The 22131-nt window shown below is 36.1% G+C and carries 14 protein-coding genes and 1 pseudogene; 8 read left to right on the top strand and 7 right to left on the bottom strand.

Features of this window, described 5'->3' with window-relative positions; translation table 11 throughout:
• Window positions 1-44 precede the first annotated feature (44 nt).
• From LG330_RS01190 to LG330_RS01210, 5 genes are all read left to right on the top strand, one after another.
• Window positions 45-839, top strand: a complete 795-nt coding sequence (locus LG330_RS01190; protein WP_404406844.1) for a hypothetical protein — start codon at window positions 45-47, stop codon at window positions 837-839.
• Between the two features lie 30 nt (window positions 840-869).
• Window positions 870-2705, top strand: a complete 1836-nt coding sequence (locus LG330_RS01195; protein WP_404406846.1) for a TnsD family transposase — start codon at window positions 870-872, stop codon at window positions 2703-2705.
• On the top strand, window positions 2686-4227 hold the full coding sequence (locus LG330_RS01200) for a Tn7-like element transposition protein TnsE (RefSeq protein WP_404406848.1): 1542 nt from the start codon (window positions 2686-2688) through the stop codon (window positions 4225-4227). The genes LG330_RS01195 and LG330_RS01200 overlap by 20 nt, the downstream gene beginning before the upstream one ends.
• Window positions 4228-4563: 336 nt before the next feature.
• Window positions 4564-5907 (top strand): murein hydrolase activator EnvC family protein, encoded by a 1344-nt coding sequence (locus LG330_RS01205; protein ID WP_404406850.1) that lies wholly within the window; start codon window positions 4564-4566, stop codon window positions 5905-5907.
• 227 nt (window positions 5908-6134) lie between these two features.
• Window positions 6135-7031, top strand: a complete 897-nt coding sequence (locus tag LG330_RS01210; protein ID WP_404406852.1) for a F510_1955 family glycosylhydrolase — start codon at window positions 6135-6137, stop codon at window positions 7029-7031.
• A 56-nt stretch (window positions 7032-7087) separates the two neighbouring features.
• Here the strand turns inward: LG330_RS01210 and LG330_RS01215 are convergent, their stop codons facing one another.
• The 5 genes from LG330_RS01215 to cadC form a co-directional block, all read right to left on the bottom strand.
• Window positions 7088-8533, bottom strand: a complete 1446-nt coding sequence (locus LG330_RS01215; protein WP_204728721.1) for an MATE family efflux transporter — start codon at window positions 8531-8533, stop codon at window positions 7088-7090.
• Window positions 8534-8616: 83 nt separating this feature from the next.
• Window positions 8617-10647 carry a copper-translocating P-type ATPase gene (locus LG330_RS01220; RefSeq protein WP_404406854.1) on the bottom strand — a complete coding sequence of 677 codons (2031 nt, stop codon included), beginning with the start codon at window positions 10645-10647 and terminating at the stop codon, window positions 8617-8619.
• Window positions 10648-11263: 616 nt separating this feature from the next.
• Window positions 11264-11932, bottom strand: coding sequence for a CadD family cadmium resistance transporter (locus tag LG330_RS01225; protein ID WP_003322298.1), 669 nt, complete (start codon window positions 11930-11932; stop codon window positions 11264-11266).
• A gap of 115 nt (window positions 11933-12047) precedes the next feature.
• Complete coding sequence (locus LG330_RS01230; RefSeq protein WP_404406856.1) at window positions 12048-14219, bottom strand: heavy metal translocating P-type ATPase; 2172 nt, start codon at window positions 14217-14219, stop codon at window positions 12048-12050.
• Window positions 14212-14580 (bottom strand): Cd(II)-sensing metalloregulatory transcriptional repressor CadC, encoded by a 369-nt coding sequence (gene cadC, locus LG330_RS01235; RefSeq protein ID WP_003322301.1) that lies wholly within the window; start codon window positions 14578-14580, stop codon window positions 14212-14214. The genes LG330_RS01230 and cadC overlap by 8 nt, the downstream gene beginning before the upstream one ends.
• 269 nt (window positions 14581-14849) lie before the next feature.
• Between cadC and LG330_RS01240 the strand changes: the two genes are divergently transcribed.
• From LG330_RS01240 to LG330_RS01250, 3 genes and pseudogenes are all read left to right on the top strand, one after another.
• A complete protein-coding gene (locus LG330_RS01240; RefSeq protein ID WP_017154440.1) occupies window positions 14850-15404 on the top strand; it encodes a recombinase family protein in 555 nt (184 codons plus the stop codon).
• A 21-nt stretch (window positions 15405-15425) separates the two neighbouring features.
• Window positions 15426-18383: pseudogene (locus LG330_RS01245) on the top strand (Tn3 family transposase).
• A gap of 250 nt (window positions 18384-18633) precedes the next feature.
• Window positions 18634-20154, top strand: coding sequence for a multicopper oxidase family protein (locus LG330_RS01250; RefSeq protein ID WP_236953561.1), 1521 nt, complete (start codon window positions 18634-18636; stop codon window positions 20152-20154).
• 235 nt (window positions 20155-20389) lie between these two features.
• Here the strand turns inward: LG330_RS01250 and LG330_RS01255 are convergent, their stop codons facing one another.
• Window positions 20390-21028 carry a YdhK family protein gene (locus LG330_RS01255; RefSeq protein WP_404406859.1) on the bottom strand — a complete coding sequence of 213 codons (639 nt, stop codon included), beginning with the start codon at window positions 21026-21028 and terminating at the stop codon, window positions 20390-20392.
• Between the two features lie 135 nt (window positions 21029-21163).
• Window positions 21164-22108 (bottom strand): plastocyanin/azurin family copper-binding protein, encoded by a 945-nt coding sequence (locus LG330_RS01260; RefSeq protein ID WP_380269416.1) that lies wholly within the window; start codon window positions 22106-22108, stop codon window positions 21164-21166.
• Between the last annotated feature and the right edge of the window lie 23 nt (window positions 22109-22131).

The following is a 22131-nucleotide window of genomic DNA, read 5'->3' on the forward strand; positions in this document are numbered from 1 at the left end:
ATAAAAATTCAAGATAAAACATTATTCATCGAAAGGGGTATAAAATGGATAAGAAGAAAGAATTGGAGTTTATAGGTAAAAACACAGACCAATATTTGCAAATCCAAAAAAGAACACTTGAATCTAGATTGGATAAGATTGATTTGTCGAAAGATAAACATGCTGAAATAATAAAAGGGGAAACGCTTAAAAACGTAAGGGATAAAGGGCTGTCTCTTTTAGGGCCAATGGGAGACGTTATTAATACAGTTATTACTTGGAATGATGGCATTAATCAAAATATTAATGAAGCTAAAAAAATGATTTTGTTAGAACAATATTTTACACAAGCTGATGAACACTCAATAGCTATTCAACAACTACAATCGTTTATTACTAACCCACAAGGCAATACTTTATTTAATAAAATATTGCGTATAGTAGATGACTCACCTCCAGATCCAGAATTAACATATCATCTTTCTAATGTTCTAAAAAAAATCATAGAGGATGGAAACTTTGAAGAACTTTTTGAGAAACATAAATATGCTTTAGGACAAATAGAGAGGTTGACTCCTCAAGCAATTACGATTATTGCTGATTATTCTAACTGGCCTCCTATTAGACTTACAACATCAATCGCATTTGGACCTAAAGTTACATCAGATTTCTATATGGAGTTCACAACTGCATACAGCCAATCTAAAAGTATTACTGATACAAATAAAATTAAAAGAATACAACACTCAGTTGTTGAAATTCAAAACCTAGGTCTAATGTATGCATACCGTGCAGAGAATGATATGACTAAATGTCAGCTTACTGACATAGGTCAAGAGTTATTAAATTACATCACTTAATTAAAAAATAGTAGGCTAAGAGGTGACCAAATGCTACCATTCTTCACAAATCCATATCCGGATGAGTTGCTGTATTCAGCTATTGCGCGTTATCACTTTTATAGTGGCAATCTTGATTGTAAAGATACGTTAGAAGAGTTATTTGGCAGTCGCTCTGTAGTTCCGAGTGTGGAGATTGGTAGCCATTTCTCTGTTTTGGCAGAGAAGTTAGGTTCTCACTATTCTGTGGAAACGTTAATAGCGAAACACACGATTTATCCTTACTATGCTCCTTTTTTATCAAAAAAACGTCAGCAAGAAATTTTAAGTGATGTAAAAGGAAATGGTCAGGCGCTTTATACAAGACTAGGATTAGTCGCAGGAAGTATCTGTCGCAAGGAAGGATTTTATTACTGTGCAGCCTGTGCTCAAGCTGACACAGAGTGTCATGGAGACCCGTACATTCATCGGGAACACCAACTACAAGGAATAGATTATTGTCCACATCATGAACTACCACTTAGAAAATACCCCATCAAAAGTAATAGTCGTATAGAATATATTCGATTTGAATTAAAATATATGAACTTATCGCCGTTATACAAAACTGGTCCTCAAAAAGAATTTTCTATTCATTTAGCGAAACAGGCATACAAGATATTGAATTTGCCTTTGCATACCCTCTCCAGAGAAGTAATTAATTCTAAGTATCGAGCGTTATTGCGTGAGCAAAATTTTATTACGGCTTCGAATAGGGTTCGCCAGCAAGATATCTATCAGGCTTTTAAACATAAGATCACCAGTAGCACTTTAAAGCATTATGAAAGTATATTAAATAGTATGGATGAATATAATTGGCTGAAAGTACTCACACGGAATTCAAAGCGTCATGTGCACCCACTGCGACATTTGCTATTTTTATATTTCTTGCAGCAGGATATAGATCTTTTTTTAGAAACAAGTGAAGATGAGGGTGCTTTCGGTAAAGGTCCTTTTCCTTGTTTAAACAAGGCTGCGTCACATTTTAAAAAGTTCGTTATCGCAGATGTCGCTGTAACAAGAGATTATAAGACAAAAAGCTCTATTGGTACGTTTGAATGCTCCTGCGGCTTTATTTATGCAAGAAACCATTCAACAGATCCGTTTGAAATAGGACGTATAAAGGTCTTTGGAGATGTCTGGATGGAAAAGTTGAAATCACTTTCTCAGCAAAATCTGAGTATTAGGGCATTAGCGAAAGAATTAGGAGTAGATTCTAAAACTATAAAAAGGTATCTACTTGGAAATGTCGAATTAAAGGAAGTAGAGAGTAACCATGACGAATTAGAAACTTATAAACAAGAGTTATTAAATGGAATTGAAAAACACCAGCATTTATCCCGAACAGCTTTGCGAAAGATATATCCGAAGCAATATATGTATTTATATCGTCGTGATAAAGAGTGGCTGTATACAGTGCTCCCTCAAAGAAAGCAAAAGCAGTCTATCACAAAAAAAGTTGACTGGGGTAAACGAGATCAACAATATCTCCAAGAAATTAAAAAAATACATCAGCAGTTATTACAATCAGAGAAACCAGTGCGTATTACTGTTTCAAGAATCGGAAAGCCGTTAGGTGCACTCGCTATTTTAGAGCGACATCTAGACAAAATGCCAGAAACAAATCAATTATTGAATCAAATTACAGAGTCTGTTCAAGATTTTCAACTGCGACGTTCCTGTAAAATCATAGAGGGGTTAATGGAGTCAAATGAACCTGTTCTTTTGTGGAGGGTGCAGCGAATTGCAGCAATTAAATCACATCATTTTCATGAAATAAAGCCTCTACTAGAAAAATATATAGAAAAAAAGCAGGAAGTGAAAAGTGATGAAAGATCATCAAATTAAACTAAATAATTGGCCTTTTAAAAAGGGAGAGCGAGCACAATTAATTTGGATTAGCTCTCCTTTTCGCTATGAAAAGAAAGTTATGCTTCACGCATATTTTAGGGCTAAAGGTAATACAAGAAAGGTATTAATTGATTGGGGAACTCTCCCTGCGTTAGCGATACAGCATTATTATGTAGACGGCGAGATCAAAAAAAGTTTCCCACCGCCAGGCACAGAAGAAATAGACATTACTATTCATCCAAGCATGGTTAGTTCATATAAAAAAGATTGGAAAGTGTATGGGACCGAAGATTGGGACATTTCGAGAAGTTTTATTGTGAAGCACGGAAGTCAAAGTTACACTCTTCCTTTAGTAGAAGTGGTCCGCAGCATATTGGCACCAAATCGTTTTTTGTTATACAGACTTTTCGAATCCAATTCATTTCCTCAGTACTTCATAGAAAATTATGGTGTAAATAAAATTCACTTGGACTTTTCATCACAATACCATCGGAAATATACACAATCGAATTTTCTCTATCAACTCGTATGGTTGCTGACAAATGATGATTTAAGAAATATATTTGAGAATGTTGCTTATTCATTTAATCATACCAATGAAATGAATTTCAGTTGGTCATTTAAGCAGCCGATTTCTATTAAAGCAATCATTAAAACTAACACGAGTGGTGGGATCGTTTTAAGAGTAATAAGTGTGAAAAATAAGCAAATACCCTATAGTGAAATTTCATTTAGCCACCCTGAAGTGGTTCAATCTGTTAGATCTGGAGAGGCCAAAAAGTATACATTGCACAACAAGAAATCCTTTGTTGGACAACAAGACGAAGTAATTTTAGATGAAGAAGTAGATGGCACTACTGATAACTTTGATCTCATTGAAATGGATAATCAAAAGCATGAATATAAAATGATGCTTAAAATAATGAAAGTTTACAATAGTTCTAACAAAAAACGCGATTTTGAGGATGAAAACACTCTAAAGCGTTATATAAATGATGAGGGTAAACGATCTACAGCAGATGTAGGCGGGAGTCAAATAACTAGAGGAATAGAACAGCAGTCACTAATGGATCTCCAAATAGAGGGCGAATTAGGTGGATTTATAAAAGTGATGAGGATCATGCGAAATTTCGCGGAAGTGAAATCTATTAATATTGTTCAAGGGAGTTTGAAAGAGTTTTCCAGAACTAAGCGTTTTGTTTATCTAAGTGACTGTGTGACAGAAAGAAAATATGTAATTGCCGTAGTGTTTTTGAGTAATGGGAGACAGTTTAATATTGTAGAAGTTGAGAGGGATAACCGATCTCTTTCTATATTAATTTTATCTTCTAACATTTCACAAGAGTGGAGTTCCATTCTTAAACAAATACTTGCTTCTCTTATTAATGATGGGGGTACTTGGACAGCCAAGTCATTGAAGCGTATAACTACAAATGGTGTAAAGATAATTAAAGCTAAACACAGTAAACTGGGTGATTGGCACATGGCGAATACTTTATTTAATAAACTTAATTATTGATCAATATCTTACATACCTGAAGAATAGCATCATACTTCTTTTGTCTTTTACCTACAAATTTAATTTCTATTCCCATTTGACTTTAGAAAATATGCTTCATTAGTGTTTCACACAAAGTTCAATTATTAATTGATGAAAAATATAAAAACCAAGAAGGAACGCGCTTTTTATAAGGTCATGCTTAGAAACTGCACACTTTTGTTATATCAGCGTAATGCTAAAGTAATAGTAATGAAACTAGTAGATCAGTTGGTAAATGTTATGATTATTCTAGGTTAAGAAAAAGATACTTCTGCATTAAAAGAATACATAACTAAGAAAGTGAGAAATTAATTTATGAAATTTATAGGTAAAGTCTTGGGGAGTTTGGTTTTATTTGCAGGGTTTACAGGAAGCAGTCTGTTTAATTTTAGTGATACAGCTCTATCAGAAAGTATTGATAGTTTAGAAGAAAAGAAACAGGAAATACAGGGAGAGCGAGAGTTAATTCAAGATGACATCTCTCTTAAAAATAATGAAATTGACAAGTTGATTAAGAAACAGGAAGAAATGCTTACACAAATTAATGAGCTTGATAATGAAATTGCAGATACTCAAAATAAAGTTGAAGTTGTAAATAAGAATTTAGAGAAATTAAAGCAGGAGATCAATGGGTTACAAAACGATATAGAAGAATTAATGACTAAAATAGAAGAAAGAACAAGCCTTCTTGAGGAGCGTGCCAGAGCGATTCAATTAACTGGTGGGTCAGTGGATTATGTTGAAGTGCTCATGGGTGCTGAGGGTTTCGGTGACTTTATAGACCGTTTTTCTGCAGTTAACCAATTGATGAGTGCGGACAGAGATATTATGAAAGAACAAAAGATGGATCAGGAAGCACTTAAAGACAAAAAATCAGAAATGGAAAATCGATTGCATGAACAAGAAAGTGAAAAAGATGAGCTCGATCAATTAATTTCCAGTCTTTCTTCTAAAAAAGAAGAAAAGAATCAGCTGATTGAGAAATTAGAACAAGATCAGCAGGCAGCTGAAGAAGAAAGAACGGATCTTGAAGAAAAAGAATCTGATCTTTATTCCCTGGAAGAAGGGATAGAAGCTGATATTATGGCTGAACAGAAAAGACAGAAAGAGCTGGCCAAACAAAAAGAACTTGAGAAGCAGGCAGAATTAGAAAAACAGGCAGCTGAAGAAGAACGTTCAAGAGAAAGTAAACGTGAAATTAATCAGACCGTTGAGAATTCAGTTTCCAGCTCACAACCGTCACCGGTTTCTAGTGATTGGGGTGCACCAGCAAACGGGAGATTTACAACTGAATTTGGTTATGATGTTTTAAATGGCAAACCAAGATTCCATTACGGAATGGATATTGCCGGCGCAACCGGGACACCTATTCTCGCAGCAGCAGATGGGTATGTAACAACTGCTGAATCGAGTGACTCTTATGGGAACTGGATTATCCTTACACACAGTATTAATGGTCAGACTTATTCTACTGTTTACGCCCACATGAACAGTCTTTCAGTAGGGCAGGGACAATATGTAGAAAAGGGTCAGCAAATTGGCGGCATGGGCAATACCGGCTTTTCATTTGGAACGCACCTTCATTTCGAACTTCATGAGGGCGCTTGGAATAATGGAAAATCTAATGCAGTCAATCCTAGAAAATATATTAATTGGTAGTACTGTCTGAAAGCAATTTTAGTATAACCTAGCTTTGAGGGTGATTTAGTTAGAGAAAATATTAATAGAGTTTAGTGGTATACGGGAGAGATTAAATTTTATGTTTATGTGTGATTATAAACATAATATATAAAGTTGAAAAATTTCCCTTATTCAAATTTGAATGAAAAACTATTTTTAAAATTTAAATAGTCTTGCTTTAAAATTAGCGAATTGGAGAGGTAATAATGAATAGATTTGTATTGCTGGGAATTAGTGTCATCATTTTATCTGCCTGCTCCTCAGACGATAAAGATCAGGCATTCTATGTGAAAACTGAAGAGCCATCTATTTCTCATATACATGGGATGGGGTTTATTGGCGAAGATTTAGCTGTAGCTACTCATAATGGTTTATTAAAATACAGTGAAGATGAATGGTATGAAACTACGCGCGACAATCATGATTACATGGGCTTTACGCCATTTGAAGAAGGTTTTTACGCGAGCGGACACCCTGAACAAGGAAGTAAAATTGAAAACCCTCTGGGGCTTATAAAAAGTAATGATCAAGGAAAAAGTATAGAATCTCTGGCTTTTTCAGGAGAAACTGACTTTCATTTATTAGCAGCAAGTTTTGAGGGTGAGACGATATATGGAGCTTTAAGTCAGCCGAATAGTGTACTTACTTCACCTGGTTTGTATAGAACACAAAATGAAGGTGAAGATTGGGAACAACTTTCACTAGCTGGGTTAAAAGCAACAACTATAAATGGTCTTGCAGTTCATCCTTCTAATGATGAACAACTAGCTTTATCGAGTGAAGAGGGCATATTTATTTCTAACGACTTTGGTGAAACATTTTCGCTTATTGAAGGAACATTGAATACAACCGGACTTACTTTTACTGAAGATTCATTATTATTTTCTGCAAATGATGGAGAAAAGGTATCCTTTAATAGTTACCAGTTAAACCAGAAAGAAATAACACTAAGAGGTACTCTGCCCGTAGAACCAGGAAACAATTTATACTTGGCAGTTAACCCGGGTAATGCAGATGAAGTATGGGCTGCAGTAGAAAATAATTTATTTTTTAGTAATAATGGCGGAGCAACCTGGGACAATATTAACCCCGGATCCAATTGATCTCTCAATGACATGTCATTTGCAACGGCATGTCATTGAGAATTTACTTAGCTTTTTTAGTAGCTGTTCGTACATATTGAAATATCTTCTTTACTCGTTTGAGGATGACAATCATCACCTGAACTAACAGATTCGTCTGCTTTTTGAACCCTCCATTTATCCCTTGAGAATTGAACCAATAACACAACGGCCCTAAATATAATATCAAGTCCGATGGCAATCCATACTCCGAGTAATCCCCAGCCAACTTGAACGGTTAACAGATAAACAAATGATGTGCGAATCAACCACATCCCAAAACCAGTCAAATACATTGGAAACTTTGTATTGCCTGCTCCCTGAAAAACTCCAGTTAAAATCAAGACAACAGCTAAAAAAGGTTGGAATATCCCTGAGACTTTTAAAGCGATAGAAATATCATTTATCACATCTTGATCCTGTGTAAAGAAACTACCTGTCCAAGAGCCGAGAAAAAATAATAAGACCCCTAACACAGTCATAGAGCCTACTGACAGCCAAACACAAAGCCATGCATATTGCTTGGCTTCTTTAATATTACCAGCACCCAGTAATTGCCCAACAATGATTGTTGCTGCTGTAGCAAAGCCGTATCCTACCATATAAGAAAAAATCTCGATGTTCCCAGCGATTTGGTGAGCCGCAAACACATTGGTACCTAATGCCACTACAAAACCAAAATAAACGATTTGTCCTATTCTCATGATAAGTCTCTCGCCTGCTGCAGGGCCGCCCAGACTCAATAATTCTACTAGATGATCTTTATCTGGTTTCCAGTAAGATTTTTTAAATTTTATTTCTTTAGTTTTTCGAATATACATCAAAAGTCCAATTGTACCTAAAATACGAGAGATTACAGTTGCAATGGCTGCTCCAATAATACCGAGTTCCGGGATGAACCAAAAGCCAAATATAAAAACATAATCTAAAACGGCATTTACAATGTTAATCATAATACTTATTTTCATAGGAGATTTTGTATCACCGACACCCCTTAATATAGCACTGAGCACGAACATTAAAGACATGAAAATGGAAGGAATCGCTACGATTCTGAAATATGTGGAGCCTGCTTGTAAAACATCATCTTCAATACCCATTAATGTCAAAAGAGGTTCAGCAAAAAATAATGTAATAATCCCTGTGACAATCCCTATTACAATAGCAATAATGATTGCCTGTTGAGCAATATGCCTTGCTCGTTCTACCTGCTTAGCTCCAATAGAATTAGCAACATATATATTCACCGCAACGCCTAACGCCATAAATAATGCAAAGTAAATAGCGAGTACAGCGTTTGTAACTCCTACCGCTGAAACTTCTACTAAGCCGATCTTCGAAACAAAATAAGTGTCTATAAATCCTAAAATTGTTTGGAAGAAATTTTCTATTACAGCCGGCAGTGCTAATATCAGAATAATATGTATTTTCTTTTTATTAGTATCAGCATGATCAAACGTACTATCTTTAACGTGAAGGGACAAACCTGTATACCTCCTTGTTTGCTCCTGATAAATAACAGCCTTCTGACAAAACAACACAGAAGGCTGTCAGGCTATTAAACCAATTATATTTTAAGTAACTTCGCATTTATAGCAACAACGACTGTGCTAACAGACATTAAAATTGCACCAACTGCTGGACTTAACACAATGCCAATATTATATAAAACACCAGCAGCAAGAGGGATAGCCAGAATATTGTACCCTGCAGCCCACCATAGGTTTTGAACCATTTTTCTGTAAGTGACTTTCGACAACTGAATGATGTTTACAACATCCTGCGGGTTACTTTTAACAAGAATCACATCAGCTGTTTCAATCGCTACGTCTGTCCCGGTTCCAATAGCAATTCCTAAATCTGCTTTAGCTAAAGCAGGAGCGTCATTGACTCCATCTCCTGTCATAGCAACTTTTCGACCTGTATTCATAATCTCTGTGATTTTTTCTGACTTTTGGTGAGGAAGAACTTCAGCATATACTTTATCTATACCAATTTGCTTACCTACATATTCTGCTACCTGATGATTATCCCCTGTCAGCATAATTGATTCTATACCTAGTTTTTTTAAATCACTAACTGCATTTTTAGCAGTTTCTCTAACAATATCTGCTAGTGCAATCATACCTGCAATCTCTTTATCAATAAGAACAAATACGACAGTTTTGCCTTCTCTAGACCAATCATCAAAGTTGGATGTATCATAAGAAATGTCGTTCTCTTTTACATAGCCCGGGCTTACAACCATGATAGCTGAACCTTCAACTGTAGCTTGTAAACCTTTACCTGTAATTGATTGAAAATCACTTATTTTTTTAAGAGGAAGTTTTCGCTTTGCAGCTTCCTTTACAATACCTTTTGCAATTGGATGCTCAGATTGTGATTCTACTGAAGCTGCGTATGTGATCAAGCGATCTTCTTCAAAACCCTTCATTACTTTGATATCTGTTATTCCGAATTGCCCCTCAGTGAGGGTGCCGGTCTTATCAAACACTACAGCATTTATTTTTCTGGCATTTTCAAAATTTGTTCGATTACGAATTAGCAACCCTTTTTTAGCTGAAATCGCAGTAGAAACTGCAACAACAAGCGGAGCCGCAAGTCCAAGTGCATGCGGACATGAAATGACCATTACAGTAACGGTTCTTTCAACAGCAAATGAAAGGGGATAACCTAATAATGTCCATATTAAGAACGTAGTAACTCCTGCTGCTAAAGCTAAATAAAATAGCCATTTTGCTGCTCTGTTAGACAGGTCCTGAGTCTTCGATTTAGATTCCTGTGCTTCTTTGACCAGACTGATTACCTGTGCTAAGTATGTTTCTTCTCCAATTTTCTGAACTTTTAACGTAATGGAACCTTCCCCGTTTATAGAACCTCCTATCGCTTCGTCTCCATCTGTTTTATCTACGGGTACAGACTCACCCGTTAACATGGATTCATCAATTGTAGATTTTCCTTCAATAATTAATCCATCTACCGGAATTTTTTCACCTGGCTTTACTAATACGTTGTCTCCGTTTTGAATTTCATTAATCAGTACATCTTTAATCGTGCCATCTTCTTGTATCAGATGGGCTTCAGACGGCATTAGTTTTACAAGTTCTTCTAAAGCGCGCGAAGCTCCTAAAATTGATCGCATCTCAATCCAGTGACCGAGTAGCATAATATTTATGAGAGTAGCTAACTCCCAGAAAAAGTCATTACCCCCAATACCGAATACAGTAAACGAACTATATACATAAGCTACTGAGATTGCCAGGGTAATTAGTGTCATCATCCCAGGTGATTTGTTTTTCAATTCATCTGTAGCTCCTGTAAGAAAAGGCCAGCCCCCATAGAAAAAAATAAAGGTAGATAATCCAAATAAAATATACATATCACCTTGAAAACGCCAGTCGACATTTAGAAACATCTGAATCATTGGAGATAATATTAAAATAGGAATCGTGACAATAATGGAAATCCAGAAACGTTTTTTAAAGTCCTTAATCATATTCTCATGATGATGACTATGATCTTCTTTGTTTTTTGAATGTTCTGCTCCTTTGTGTTCTTGGTGATCATGTGTTGTGTGATGTTGATGGTTTGTTGACATAGAAAAACTCCCTTCTGGTCTATTTTCTTCTCTTATCAATTATCTTTACCCAAAAATTTTGAAGAAATCATGCAGATCAAAATTTAATTATGGGGTACCACCAACAGTTTGACATAAAACCCACGCTAAGCAAATTTCGACATAAAATAAGCCGATGATTCTCTACGCTAAGGAATCATCGGCTTATTAGTAACTATTCTAGCCGTTTTATTATCTGTATAAATCCAGACATATTTCCATTTGGTTATTCATGATAATCAATCCAAACATGCTGGTACTTGCCATTTTTAGGGTTCCTTTGTGGTAACTCCTCAGTTTTTTCTATTGAAATGTTAGTTAGCCAATGTGTTGCAAAGTAATCTAATAGGGCTTCATAAGCTGCACTCTGTATTAGTGACGGGATATGACCAATCCTATATTTACTTTAATGATCCACTAGCAAACACAAAGAATAAAAAGGCCAAAATAGCAGACTTTGAAGCTGCATGGGTGCAACTGGGTAGACAAGCAATTACTTATATCCAATAGTTAGTTGGTTAAGGTAGGTTCCGTTATTTGTAAATAAGAAAAACAAAAGTCCCAACTGTTAACTAGAGGGACTTTTGAAGATTATTTTTTAATAATTTATTAAACTCAAAAGGGCACTGAAAGTTTCGTTCTCCACCATGATATAGATTCCTAAACCAATAAAGACAATGGGTATAATCCATCTACCGTAATTCTCTAAGGTTTCAGAGACATGTTTAAAAGCTGCCAAACGATATCCAATAAAACACCAAATCGCAACCATAATAAAGAAAGTAATAACCGTTACTGCTAGTTGGTTCATGGTTAAAGTAGAGAAGAAAGGAACATATATTCCAATGTTATCTCCGCCATTAGCAAATGTTATAAATGCTACACTTAAAAAGACACTATTATACTTTCCAGAATTTAAACTTGAAAGAATTGCATTTTCATCCTCATCTTCTCCCTTTATAAACAACATAATCCCTAAATAGATTGGGATTAGTCCAAGTAATCCTACCCATTTCTCTGGAATTAACATAACTCCAAAAGTTCCTAAGAGACTAACTACTACTAACAAGGTAAAACCTAGATATTGTCCAATAATTATATCCTTAGGGGATATATGCTTATTCTCTGTCTGGTTACCTTTTAAACCTTCACTCGTTTTCACCTGTGCTTTTGCCTGTGAAAATAGCAGCATCAAAACAAAAATATCATCAATATTGGTAACTATAAATGCCCCTATTGCAGAAATAACGTTCAAAATTAAAGTCAATTACATCAACTCACTAACTGATTTTTATTATATTTAGAAGTTATACTAATAATGAGTCCTTTTTAAAAAAGGAATTTCCATCTGTCTGGAAGAGCCCTTTTTAGCACTTTTTCCTTTATTCTTTCACTCTCATTAGTCGCAAACCATTTAGAGCTACTAGAAGGGTTGCGCCCATATCGGAAAGAATGGCAATCCAGAGCGTTAACCAACCTGGGATAACCAATAGTAAGGCAATAAATTTAATAGCAATTGCAAAAGTAATGTTAGCTTTGATGATATTAAGAGTTTTCCGGCTAAGTTTTACAGTGAATGGAAGTTTTCTTAAATCGTCTCCCATTAGAGCGACGTCTGCAGTTTCTAAGGCTGTGTCTGTACCAGCTCCACCCATTGCAATCCCAACTGTTGAGGCCGCCAATGCAGGTGCATCATTGACCCCATCTCCTACCATTGCTACGTTGCCATACTCGGATCTCAACTGTTTAATAAAGTCTAATTTGTCCTGTGGCATTAATTCTGCCTCTATATCAGATACTCCAACCTGCCCTCCGATAGCATTCGCAGTACCTTTGTTATCACCAGTAAGCATAATTGTTTTTTTGATTCCAAGTTGATGTAACTTTTGAAGAATTTCCTTACTTGACTCACGAACTTCATCAGCAACTGCAATAACTGCAAGTATTTCTTTTTCGGTTCCAATAATCATGGCTGTCTTACCTTGATTTTGAAGAGTAGTAACATTTTGCTCTAAGTCTTTATCGAAATCATTAGTCAATAATTCCTTAAAGAGTTTCGGGCTACCGATATAATAAGTCGTCCCGTTTACGATACCCTTTATACCCTTTCCTGTGATAGAAGAGAAATCCTCTACCTGTACGTCAGAATAAGTAATGTTTTCTTCTTCTGCTTTTTTCATGATGGCTGAAGCAAGAGGATGCTGAGAACGATACTCCAATGCAGTAATAATGGATAGTAATTCTTTTTCATTTATCTGTTTGTTCAACACATTATAATCAGTTACAGCTGGGACCCCTTTTGTTAATGTTCCTGTTTTATCGAATGCAATAGCCTTTAAGGCGCCCATTTCTTCTAAATACACTCCGCCTTTTACAAGGACCCCTTTTTTCGCAGCATTCCCAATCGCTGAAACAATAGAAATCGGAGTCGATATGACCAATGCACAAGGACAACCAACAACTAGAACAGCTAATCCTTGATAAACCCATGTTTCCCAACTGCCATCAAAGAATAAAGGAGGGACTATAGCAACTAATGCTGCAATGATCATAATAATCGGTGTGTAATATTTTGCGAATTTATCAACAAATGCTTGCGAAGGAGCACGTTCCCCTTGTGCTTCCTCTACAAGATGAATAATTTTAGAAATTGTTGTATCTTCTACAAGTTTCGTTATTTCTACTTCAAGTAATCCTTCTTCATTTAAGGTACCTGCAAATACTTCATTATCAACCGTTTTCTCGACAGGGACTGATTCACCTGTAATAGCTGCTTGGTTAACGGCAGAGTACCCACTTACAACTACACCATCCATCGCAATCTTTTGACCAGGTTTTACAATCATGATATCCCCAACAGCAATATCATCAACATGAATCATTATTTCTTGTCCATTACGTCTAACAAGTGCCTCTTTAGGAGCGATATCCATTAATGAACGAATCGATTGTCTTGCTCTATCCATAGAGAATCGCTCAAGTGCTTCACTGATTGCAAAGAGAATAACAACAATGGCAACTTCTGCCCATTCTCCAATAATAGCACCACCTATAACAGCCACTGTCATAAGGGTTTTCATATCAAATTCAAAACGTAGTAAGTTTTGCAAACCAACTTTAAAAAGTGATAATCCTCCGATAAACATGGATGCTAAAAACAATAAGGTAGTAACAATGTTCTCTTCTCCATTCACATACGAGGAAAGATAACCAAAGGCAATCAATAAGGAAGCATAAAGTAGAGTACTATGCTTTTTATAAAACGGCACTTTATCTTCTTTCGTATCTTCTTTTACCTCTTGTGATGCTTGGCGAGCAGATTTTTCAGGTGTCACTTTGAGATTCTCAAATGCACCTGCTTTTTCTAGTTCTTCTATCGTTGCATTACCATAAACAGCAATTTTAGATGCACCAAAATTTACTTTTGCATCCTCAACTCCAGATAGCTGTTTTACATTTTTTTCGAATTTACCCGCGCAGTTTGCGCAAGTAAAACCTTGTACACGATAGGCCTTCATTTCTTGTTCAGATGTTATTGCCTTTTGATCAGACATTGACATTCACTTCTTTCTTATGTTCTAGTACAATCATCATTATTTGTCTAATATGTTCATCGTCTAACGAATAAAACGCTAGTTTTCCTTCTTTTCTATATCTTACAATCCCCTGCTTATGAAGGGTCCTTAAATGATGAGAAGCATTTGCCACCGTAATACCAATAATATTTGCTATATCACACACACATAACTCTTCATCTTGACACAAAGCATAGGTAATCTTTGCCCTATTTTCATCCGCAATTGCTTTTAACATTTGGGCAACACTAACAATATCGATTGTTTTTAAATCACCTTGTATTCGATTGACCTTTTCCTCGTCATAACAAAAAATTTCACAAGTATCTTTCTTATTCACATTATCACCCCATTGATATTCAAATGTTCACTTGAATATAGTATATACCTTCCCTTGGTTAATATTCAAGTGAATATTTGAATGAAAAACATAAAATGATTTTTCTAATAGTAATTCCCATTAACGAACGTTTTAGGGATTTTTTTGCACGCTTATATTTACATAGTTTTGAACTGTTTACCATTCCCTAAACTATTCCCTTTAACTTATTCCCTAAAATTGACGGTACCCCCGTATTAGGGAATAATTAATTTCAGGAGGGGAATAGAATGGGGAAAATTTTTGGATATGCTCGAGTTTCTACTCAAGATCAAAATTTAGAATTACAAATGGATGCCTTACAAAAAGCTGGTGCAGCTGTTATCTACAAGGAAAAAATGACGGGCACAAAAAAAGAGCGTTTAGAATTAGAGCAACTCTTAAAAGCAATAAGTGAAGGAGATACAGTGGTTGTCTATAAACTAGATCGTATCTCAAGATCTACCAAGCACTTAATTGAATTAGCAGAAACCTTTGAGGAAAGAAAAGTGAATTTTGTTTCTATAAGTGACAACATTGATACGTCAACTGCAATGGGACGTTTTTTCTTCCGTACCATGGCAAGTATTGCTGAGTTAGAACGGGATATCATCAGTGAACGTACTAAAGCAGGGTTACAATCTGCAAGAATTAGAGGTAGAAATGGCGGAAGACCAATTAAGGATCCAAAATTAGTAGAACGAGCATTAAAACTACATGCTTCTAAGGAGTACAGTATAAAAGAGATTTCAGATATGACTGGTGTTAGTAAATCTGTGTTGTATCGAGCTATAGAACGTATATAGAAATGAACAGGAGGCATTATCTTGTATTTGAGAGCAAGAGAACTACTTACACCTGAACAACGTATAGATTTCATGACAATTCCAGCTGATATTAGCGAGTGGGAAATAGCTACCTCCTACACTTTATCACCACATGATTTAGAAGTGATTAAACGTCGAAGACGAGACTATAATCGACTTGGATTTGCCGTTCAGTTATGTCTGTTTCGCTTTCCGGGATGGACATTATCGGATATTAAAGAAATACCTAAGACAGTTTTACTGTTTATTGCCAATCAAATTAAGGTTGACCCCTTAGAATTTCAATCATATGCCGAACGGGAACAAACTAAGCATGAACATATGGTTGAAATTCGGAAAGAATATGGTTATAGGAACTTCTCAACAAGAGAATATCGTAACATCTCTTCTTCTTTACTAAGCCATGCAATGGAAAATGAGAACTCAATGTATTTGATTAGGACGGCTATCGAAGAAATGAGGAAGCGAAAAAATTATTCTTCCAGCTATGTCGACTATTGAACGTCTGGTTTGGCAAACACGTCATCGAGCTGAACAAAAAATATATAAGATATTATCGCGGTCTCTATCCTCTTTGCAAAAGGAAAGTTTGATCCTAATGACGGAGTCTACTCTGGATAGTGGAAAAACACCTCTTGCTTGGTTAAAAGAAATCCCAGGACAATCTTCACCTGATGCCTTCTTAAAAGTCATTGAACGATTAGAGTATGTGAAAAAACTTGAGTTATCTATTGATTGTAATGACATACACCCGAACAGGCTTCTTCAATTGTCGCGTTTAGGTGCGCGATATGAACCTCATTCCTTCCGAAGATTTAATGAGACTAAAAAATATGCCATTCTTGTGGCTTATCTCTTAAATCTCAGTCAAGACTTAATTGATCAAGCCATTGGAATCCACGATCGCCAAATTATGATCTTGCAGTCAAAGGGCCGTAAGGCCCAAGAAGAAATGCAGAGACAAAACGGTAAAACAATTAATGAAAAAATCATACAGTTTGCTGACATCGGTGCTGCACTAATAAAGGCAAGAAATGAAGGATTGGATCCGTTTACTACATTGGAAACCGTCATGTCCTGGGAGAAAATGATTGCATCGGTGGAAGAGGCAAAACAATTATCACGTCCTATCGACTATGATTATTTAGATCTTTTAGAAAGACGATTTTTTTATCTTCGAAAATATACGCCTACCTTACTTAAATCACTAAAATTTCAATCGACCCAATCAGCAAAACCATTGATAGAAGCACTAGATATTATTAAAAATATGAATGATTCAGGTAAACGAAAAGTTCCAGAAGGAGCTCCTCTTGGATTTGTCTCTAACCGGTGGCAGAAACACGTATATGACGAGGATGGAAGTATCAATCGACATTATTATGAAATGGCAGCATTAACTGAATTACAAAATCATATTCGATCTGGAGATGTATCTGTTCGAGGCAGTAAACAACATAAAGATTTTGAAGAGTATCTAATTCCAAAAGAAGAATGGTTAGAAACTGGATTACATCATAATCGCCTTGCTGTAGGCAGTTCTGCTGAAGAATATTTGACCGAAAGAATGGATTCTCTTCGAAAACGGCTGCAAGCTATGTCCGATAACGTTGATGAACTAGAGGGTGTCAGTATAAATAAGGGGAAAATTCGCATTGACCGTCTTGAAAAGGATACTCCAGAAGAAGCCAAGACGTTTAGTTCATCCCTATACAGCATGTTGCCACGGATAAAACTAACAGATCTGCTAATGGAAGTTGCAAGTTGGACAGGTTTTGATGAACAATTTATTCATGCTTCTTCAAGCCGTCCTCCCAAAGGAGAGGAAAAGTCGATCTTATTAGCCACGATAATGGCGCTGGGTACAAATATTGGCTTAACAAAGATGGCAGATGCTACACCCGGAATTACCTATCACCAAATGGCTCATGCTTCTCAGTGGCGTCTTTATGATGATGCGATGAATAAAGCTCAGGCAACACTTGTGAATTTCCATCATCAGCTTGCTTTATCTTCATATTGGGGAGATGGAAGTACTTCCTCTTCAGATGGTATGAGAGTACAAGTTGGCGTGTCTTCTCTACATGCAGAATCAAATCCTCATTATGGTTCTGGTAAAGGAGCTACGATTTATCGCTTTACAAGTGATCAGTTTTCTTCTTACTACACAAAAGTCATTAATACCAACGCTCGTGACGCAGTTCATGTGATAGATGGGTTGCTGCATCATGAATCTGAATTGAATATTGAAGAACATTATACAGACACGGCTGGTTATACCGATCAAGTTTTTGGACTGAGCCATCTACTTGGTTTTCGTTTTGCACCTCGCCTTCGAGATCTGTCTGATACTCGACTATATGTAATAGAAAAACCTGGTGAGTTTCCAACAATAGAAAAATTAATACGAGGGCGTATTAATACAAAGGTTATTCTAGAAAACTATGATGATGTTTTACGTCTAGCCCACTCCATTCGGGAAGGGAAAGTTTCTGGTTCACTCATTATGGGAAAGTTGGGGGCCTATTCAAGGCAAAATCGTTTGGCTACAGCACTCCGTGAAATGGGTAGAATTGAAAAAACAATCTTCATATTAGACTATATTTCAAATGAAGCAATACGTCGTCGAATTCAACGAGGGTTAAACAAAGGGGAGTCTATGAATGCCTTAGCACGAGCCTTATTTTTTGGAAAACGAGGTGAACTAAGGGATAGAGCGTTACAAGACCAGCTTCAACGTGCAAGTGCATTAAATATCATCATTAATGCTATCACTGTATGGAATACAGTTTATCTCACAGAAGCAACAAAAGTTCTAAGTGAAAAAGGGATACTACGAGAGCAAATGATAAAACATATTTCACCATTAGGATGGGAACACATTAATTTCTTAGGAGAGTATACTTTTGACATAAAAAAATGACAGGACTCAACTCTTTAAGACCATTAGATCGATAAACTCCAGAGCCGGTACCCTTAGAGTAAAGGATATCGGTTTTTATATGGTAAATAATGTCTTAAAGTGGGTTTTGTGTCAAAATGTTGGCGGTACTCCATTATGATCTAAATAATGACCATATCATACTGAGATTTTCATAAAATACAAACTCAGTTCTGCTAATGAATTCATTTTGTTAAAAGTCAAAGAAATGCTACCATTCCTCCGCCAAATATGCATATTTATGAGTTAAGGTGAAAGCAAATACTAATGAAAGAAGGGATTGAGATAATGCAAAAAAAATTGCTAAAAGGAACCTTATCTATTTTAGCTGCAATAATCTTATCGGCTTGCACAGGTGATAGTGGGGGAATGAACTCTAGTATGATGATGGATAATGAAGATAATCCTGATCAAGGTATGGATCAGGATGGTATGAATGAAATGATGGATCATGGGGAGGTACCTTCACTTGCATCTTCTGAAGGAGTAAATGAGTTGGTGATTCCTCCATTATTAGAAAAGCAAAAAGGAAAAAACTATGATTATGAAGTGACGGCACAAGAAGGGATCACTGAATTTTTCGAAGGAATCTCAACTGAGACTTACGGATATAATGGTGATTTGCTTGGTCCCACACTGAAAATAGAAGAAGGAGAGAGTGTGAATGTTAAAATTACAAATGACTTAAATGAACCAACTACATTTCATTGGCATGGTTTGGAAGTTGCCAGTAAAATAGATGGTGGACCCAGTGATGAAATTCAACCAGGAGAAAGCCGGATCATTACATTAGAAGCTGATCAACCAGCTGCTACATTATGGTATCACCCACATGTTCATGAAATGACTGCTGAACAAGTATTTAGAGGACTCTCAGGAATGTTAATCATTGACAATTCCATTAATTCAGATTTGGAGATTCCAAACGAATATGGGGTTAACGATATTCCGCTTATTTTTCAAGACCGTCTTTTTGACGAAGATAAGCAATTAGATTACGACAATCTCATGAATGTAGACGGCACTTTGGGTGACGTTTCCATGGTGAACGGAACAATCAATCCAAAGATGACTGTCACAGAACCTATTATGCGATTTCGTTTATTAAATGGATCAAATGCACGTAATTATACATTTCGCTTAAGTAATGGTGATAATTTCACTCAAATTGCCTCTGACGGCAGCTTACTCGATGAGCCAGTTGACCGTAAAGAACTTACACTCGCTGCTTCGGAGCGTGCTGAAATTCTTATAGATTTTTCGAAATTAACTGAAGAGGAATCACTTTCTATCATTAATGAAGAAGGTGTAGTGCTACTCCCATTTGATGTGAAAGATACTGATTCAACAGCGGGCTCTATTAAAACATGGACCACTGATGAGCCGTTTTTGACAGATGAGGAGAAAGAAATGCCTGTTACTAAAAACATTGAATTATTTGGAATGATGGATATGGTATCTATTAACGGAAAAAAATTCGATGCTGATCGTATTGATTTGCGTCAGGAGCAGGGCGTGACAGAAGTGTGGGAAATTTATAATAAACCGGATATGATGGGTGGTATGGTACATCCATTCCACATTCATGGTACCCAGTTCAAAGTAATTTCCCGTGACGGTGAAGAAGTGGAAGAAAGTGAACAAGGCTTTAAAGATAGTGTTGCAGTTGAACCTGGTGAAAGAGTAAAATTGCTCGTCACTTTTCCTGAAAAAGGGGTTTACGTATTCCATTGCCATATTTTAGAACATGAAGATAATGGCATGATGGGACAGATTGAAGTGTATTAAGCAGAAAACTCAATATAGTACAAAGAGTCTCCAAAGGTTAAGTTTTCACCTTTTGGAGACCCTTTGGATTATTTGCTTTATTATGCCTTGAAAACCTTACATTTAATTAATCAAAAAAGTTGGCTTATCATCGAGGCAGAGGCTAACTTATTTTTTGATTGTGCGAAGTTTGGGTAATAATAAAAAGCTTGCAGTGTCCCATCAATTATGAGCACTGCAAGCTTATTTATTTCATTTATTCCGGCTCTTTTAACTCTTCCTCTGTAATCCATTTATGATTAGTCACTTCATCTCCGTTTTCTAAAGTAAAGTCAACCATATAAACAGTTGTCTCCTCGGCAGTATCAATTTCAGCCGTTGCACCTTCCATACCTTCCATGTGTGAAGCTTCTACCTTTACTTCATCACCTTTTTGGTAAGACTCTTCCTGTCTGTCAGAAATTTCTTCATGAATAACCCATTTATGATCTTCTACTCTATCTCCACCATCGGTTGGGTCATAAGAAATACTATAAGCTACAGTGTCATAGGCTCCTACAACTGTAGCTTCTGCACCCTCCATGCCTTCCATATGTGATGCAGTGATTATTGCTGTGTCACCAGCCTCAAACTTCGGTGCCTCGGCCTCTTGCAGACCTTCAGGAATTTCACCTGAACCGGACATATCCATACCTGAATGGTCCATCTCCTCGGTAGAATCGCTTTGTTCTGAAGAATTATCTTCGTCCATTGATTCCATTTCATTTTCAGTTTCTTCGGTCTCAGAATCATTCACTGCGCCAGATTCTGCTCCTTCATTATCTGCACAGGCAAATAAAATTGTACTTGCTGCCAGTGAAAATGTACCTATCATCAGTCTTTTACTCAATGCCACTAATATAACCTCCCAATATCGTTATATAAATGGGATACCCATTTTTTGTGCAGAAATGATGGAGGATTGAAAATAAAATTAAAATTTTTTTGTGATAAAACACATTATAAACAAGGAGGCTATGTCGATGTAATTTCAATTGACTTGGAAAATACCTTCCATTCCTTGTTCCTTATGGTTTGGTAATGAGCAAAAGAAGGGAACTTGAGTAGCTTTTTTTGCAATTAATTGGACCGATTTCGATTCACCAGGTTTCAAATGTATATGTACTTTATTTGAATTAGTTCCATGATTATGTGTATTACTTAAGTTATTAAGGATTTCTATTGTATTATTTTCAAATTGAAGGTCATGATCGATTGTTCCGGTGTTAGTCAGTACTATCTCAGTTAAAGAGCCCTTTTGCAATTGTATCTTTGAAGGATAGTAAGTATATTCGTTCATTTTCACCTCTACTTTTTCTGATATGCTGGATTGTGGTTCTTTTGTGGTATGATTTTCAGATAAAATTTGATTGTTATTTACATGGGGGTGGCTTTTAATTTCATTTATAAAAAATAAAGGTCCAGTCATTTCAACTATAAAAAACAAAATTATAAATATGACCCCTGCTTTTAATGGGTTAGAGACAGCATTTATCAATAATTTTCTAGTGCTATTTACTTCATCTCCGATTAATCTAATAACCAACGCTGAAATAAAACAATGACTAAAGAATAAAATCTTTACCATAGAATCGTAATTTTCACTTTGAATCATAGATCCCAGCATAACCCCCATCATTCCGGCCATAACACCTGATAACATCCCATCCAGTAAGGCTACTTTCCCTATTCCGTTTCCAGGGATTGCTCCAACCACTAAACCGGTCATCATGCTGTAAACCGTTGCAATAAATAAGTTGTCTGAAAAATATATTCCTAAAATGGTTCCAATTATTAATCCTGTTGACATCGCCGTAGACATGGAAATCATCATACCATTCATTTTGCTAATTGTTTTATGGGTATACATTAAAGCAACAATCGTTCCATACAATATAAATGACAGGGCAATAATCACGAGCAATCCTACATTCAATAGATCTAATTCCTTCCTGTATT

The organism is Jeotgalibacillus malaysiensis (assembly GCF_044789845.1).
Lineage (GTDB): Bacteria > Bacillota > Bacilli > Bacillales > Jeotgalibacillaceae > Jeotgalibacillus > Jeotgalibacillus malaysiensis_A.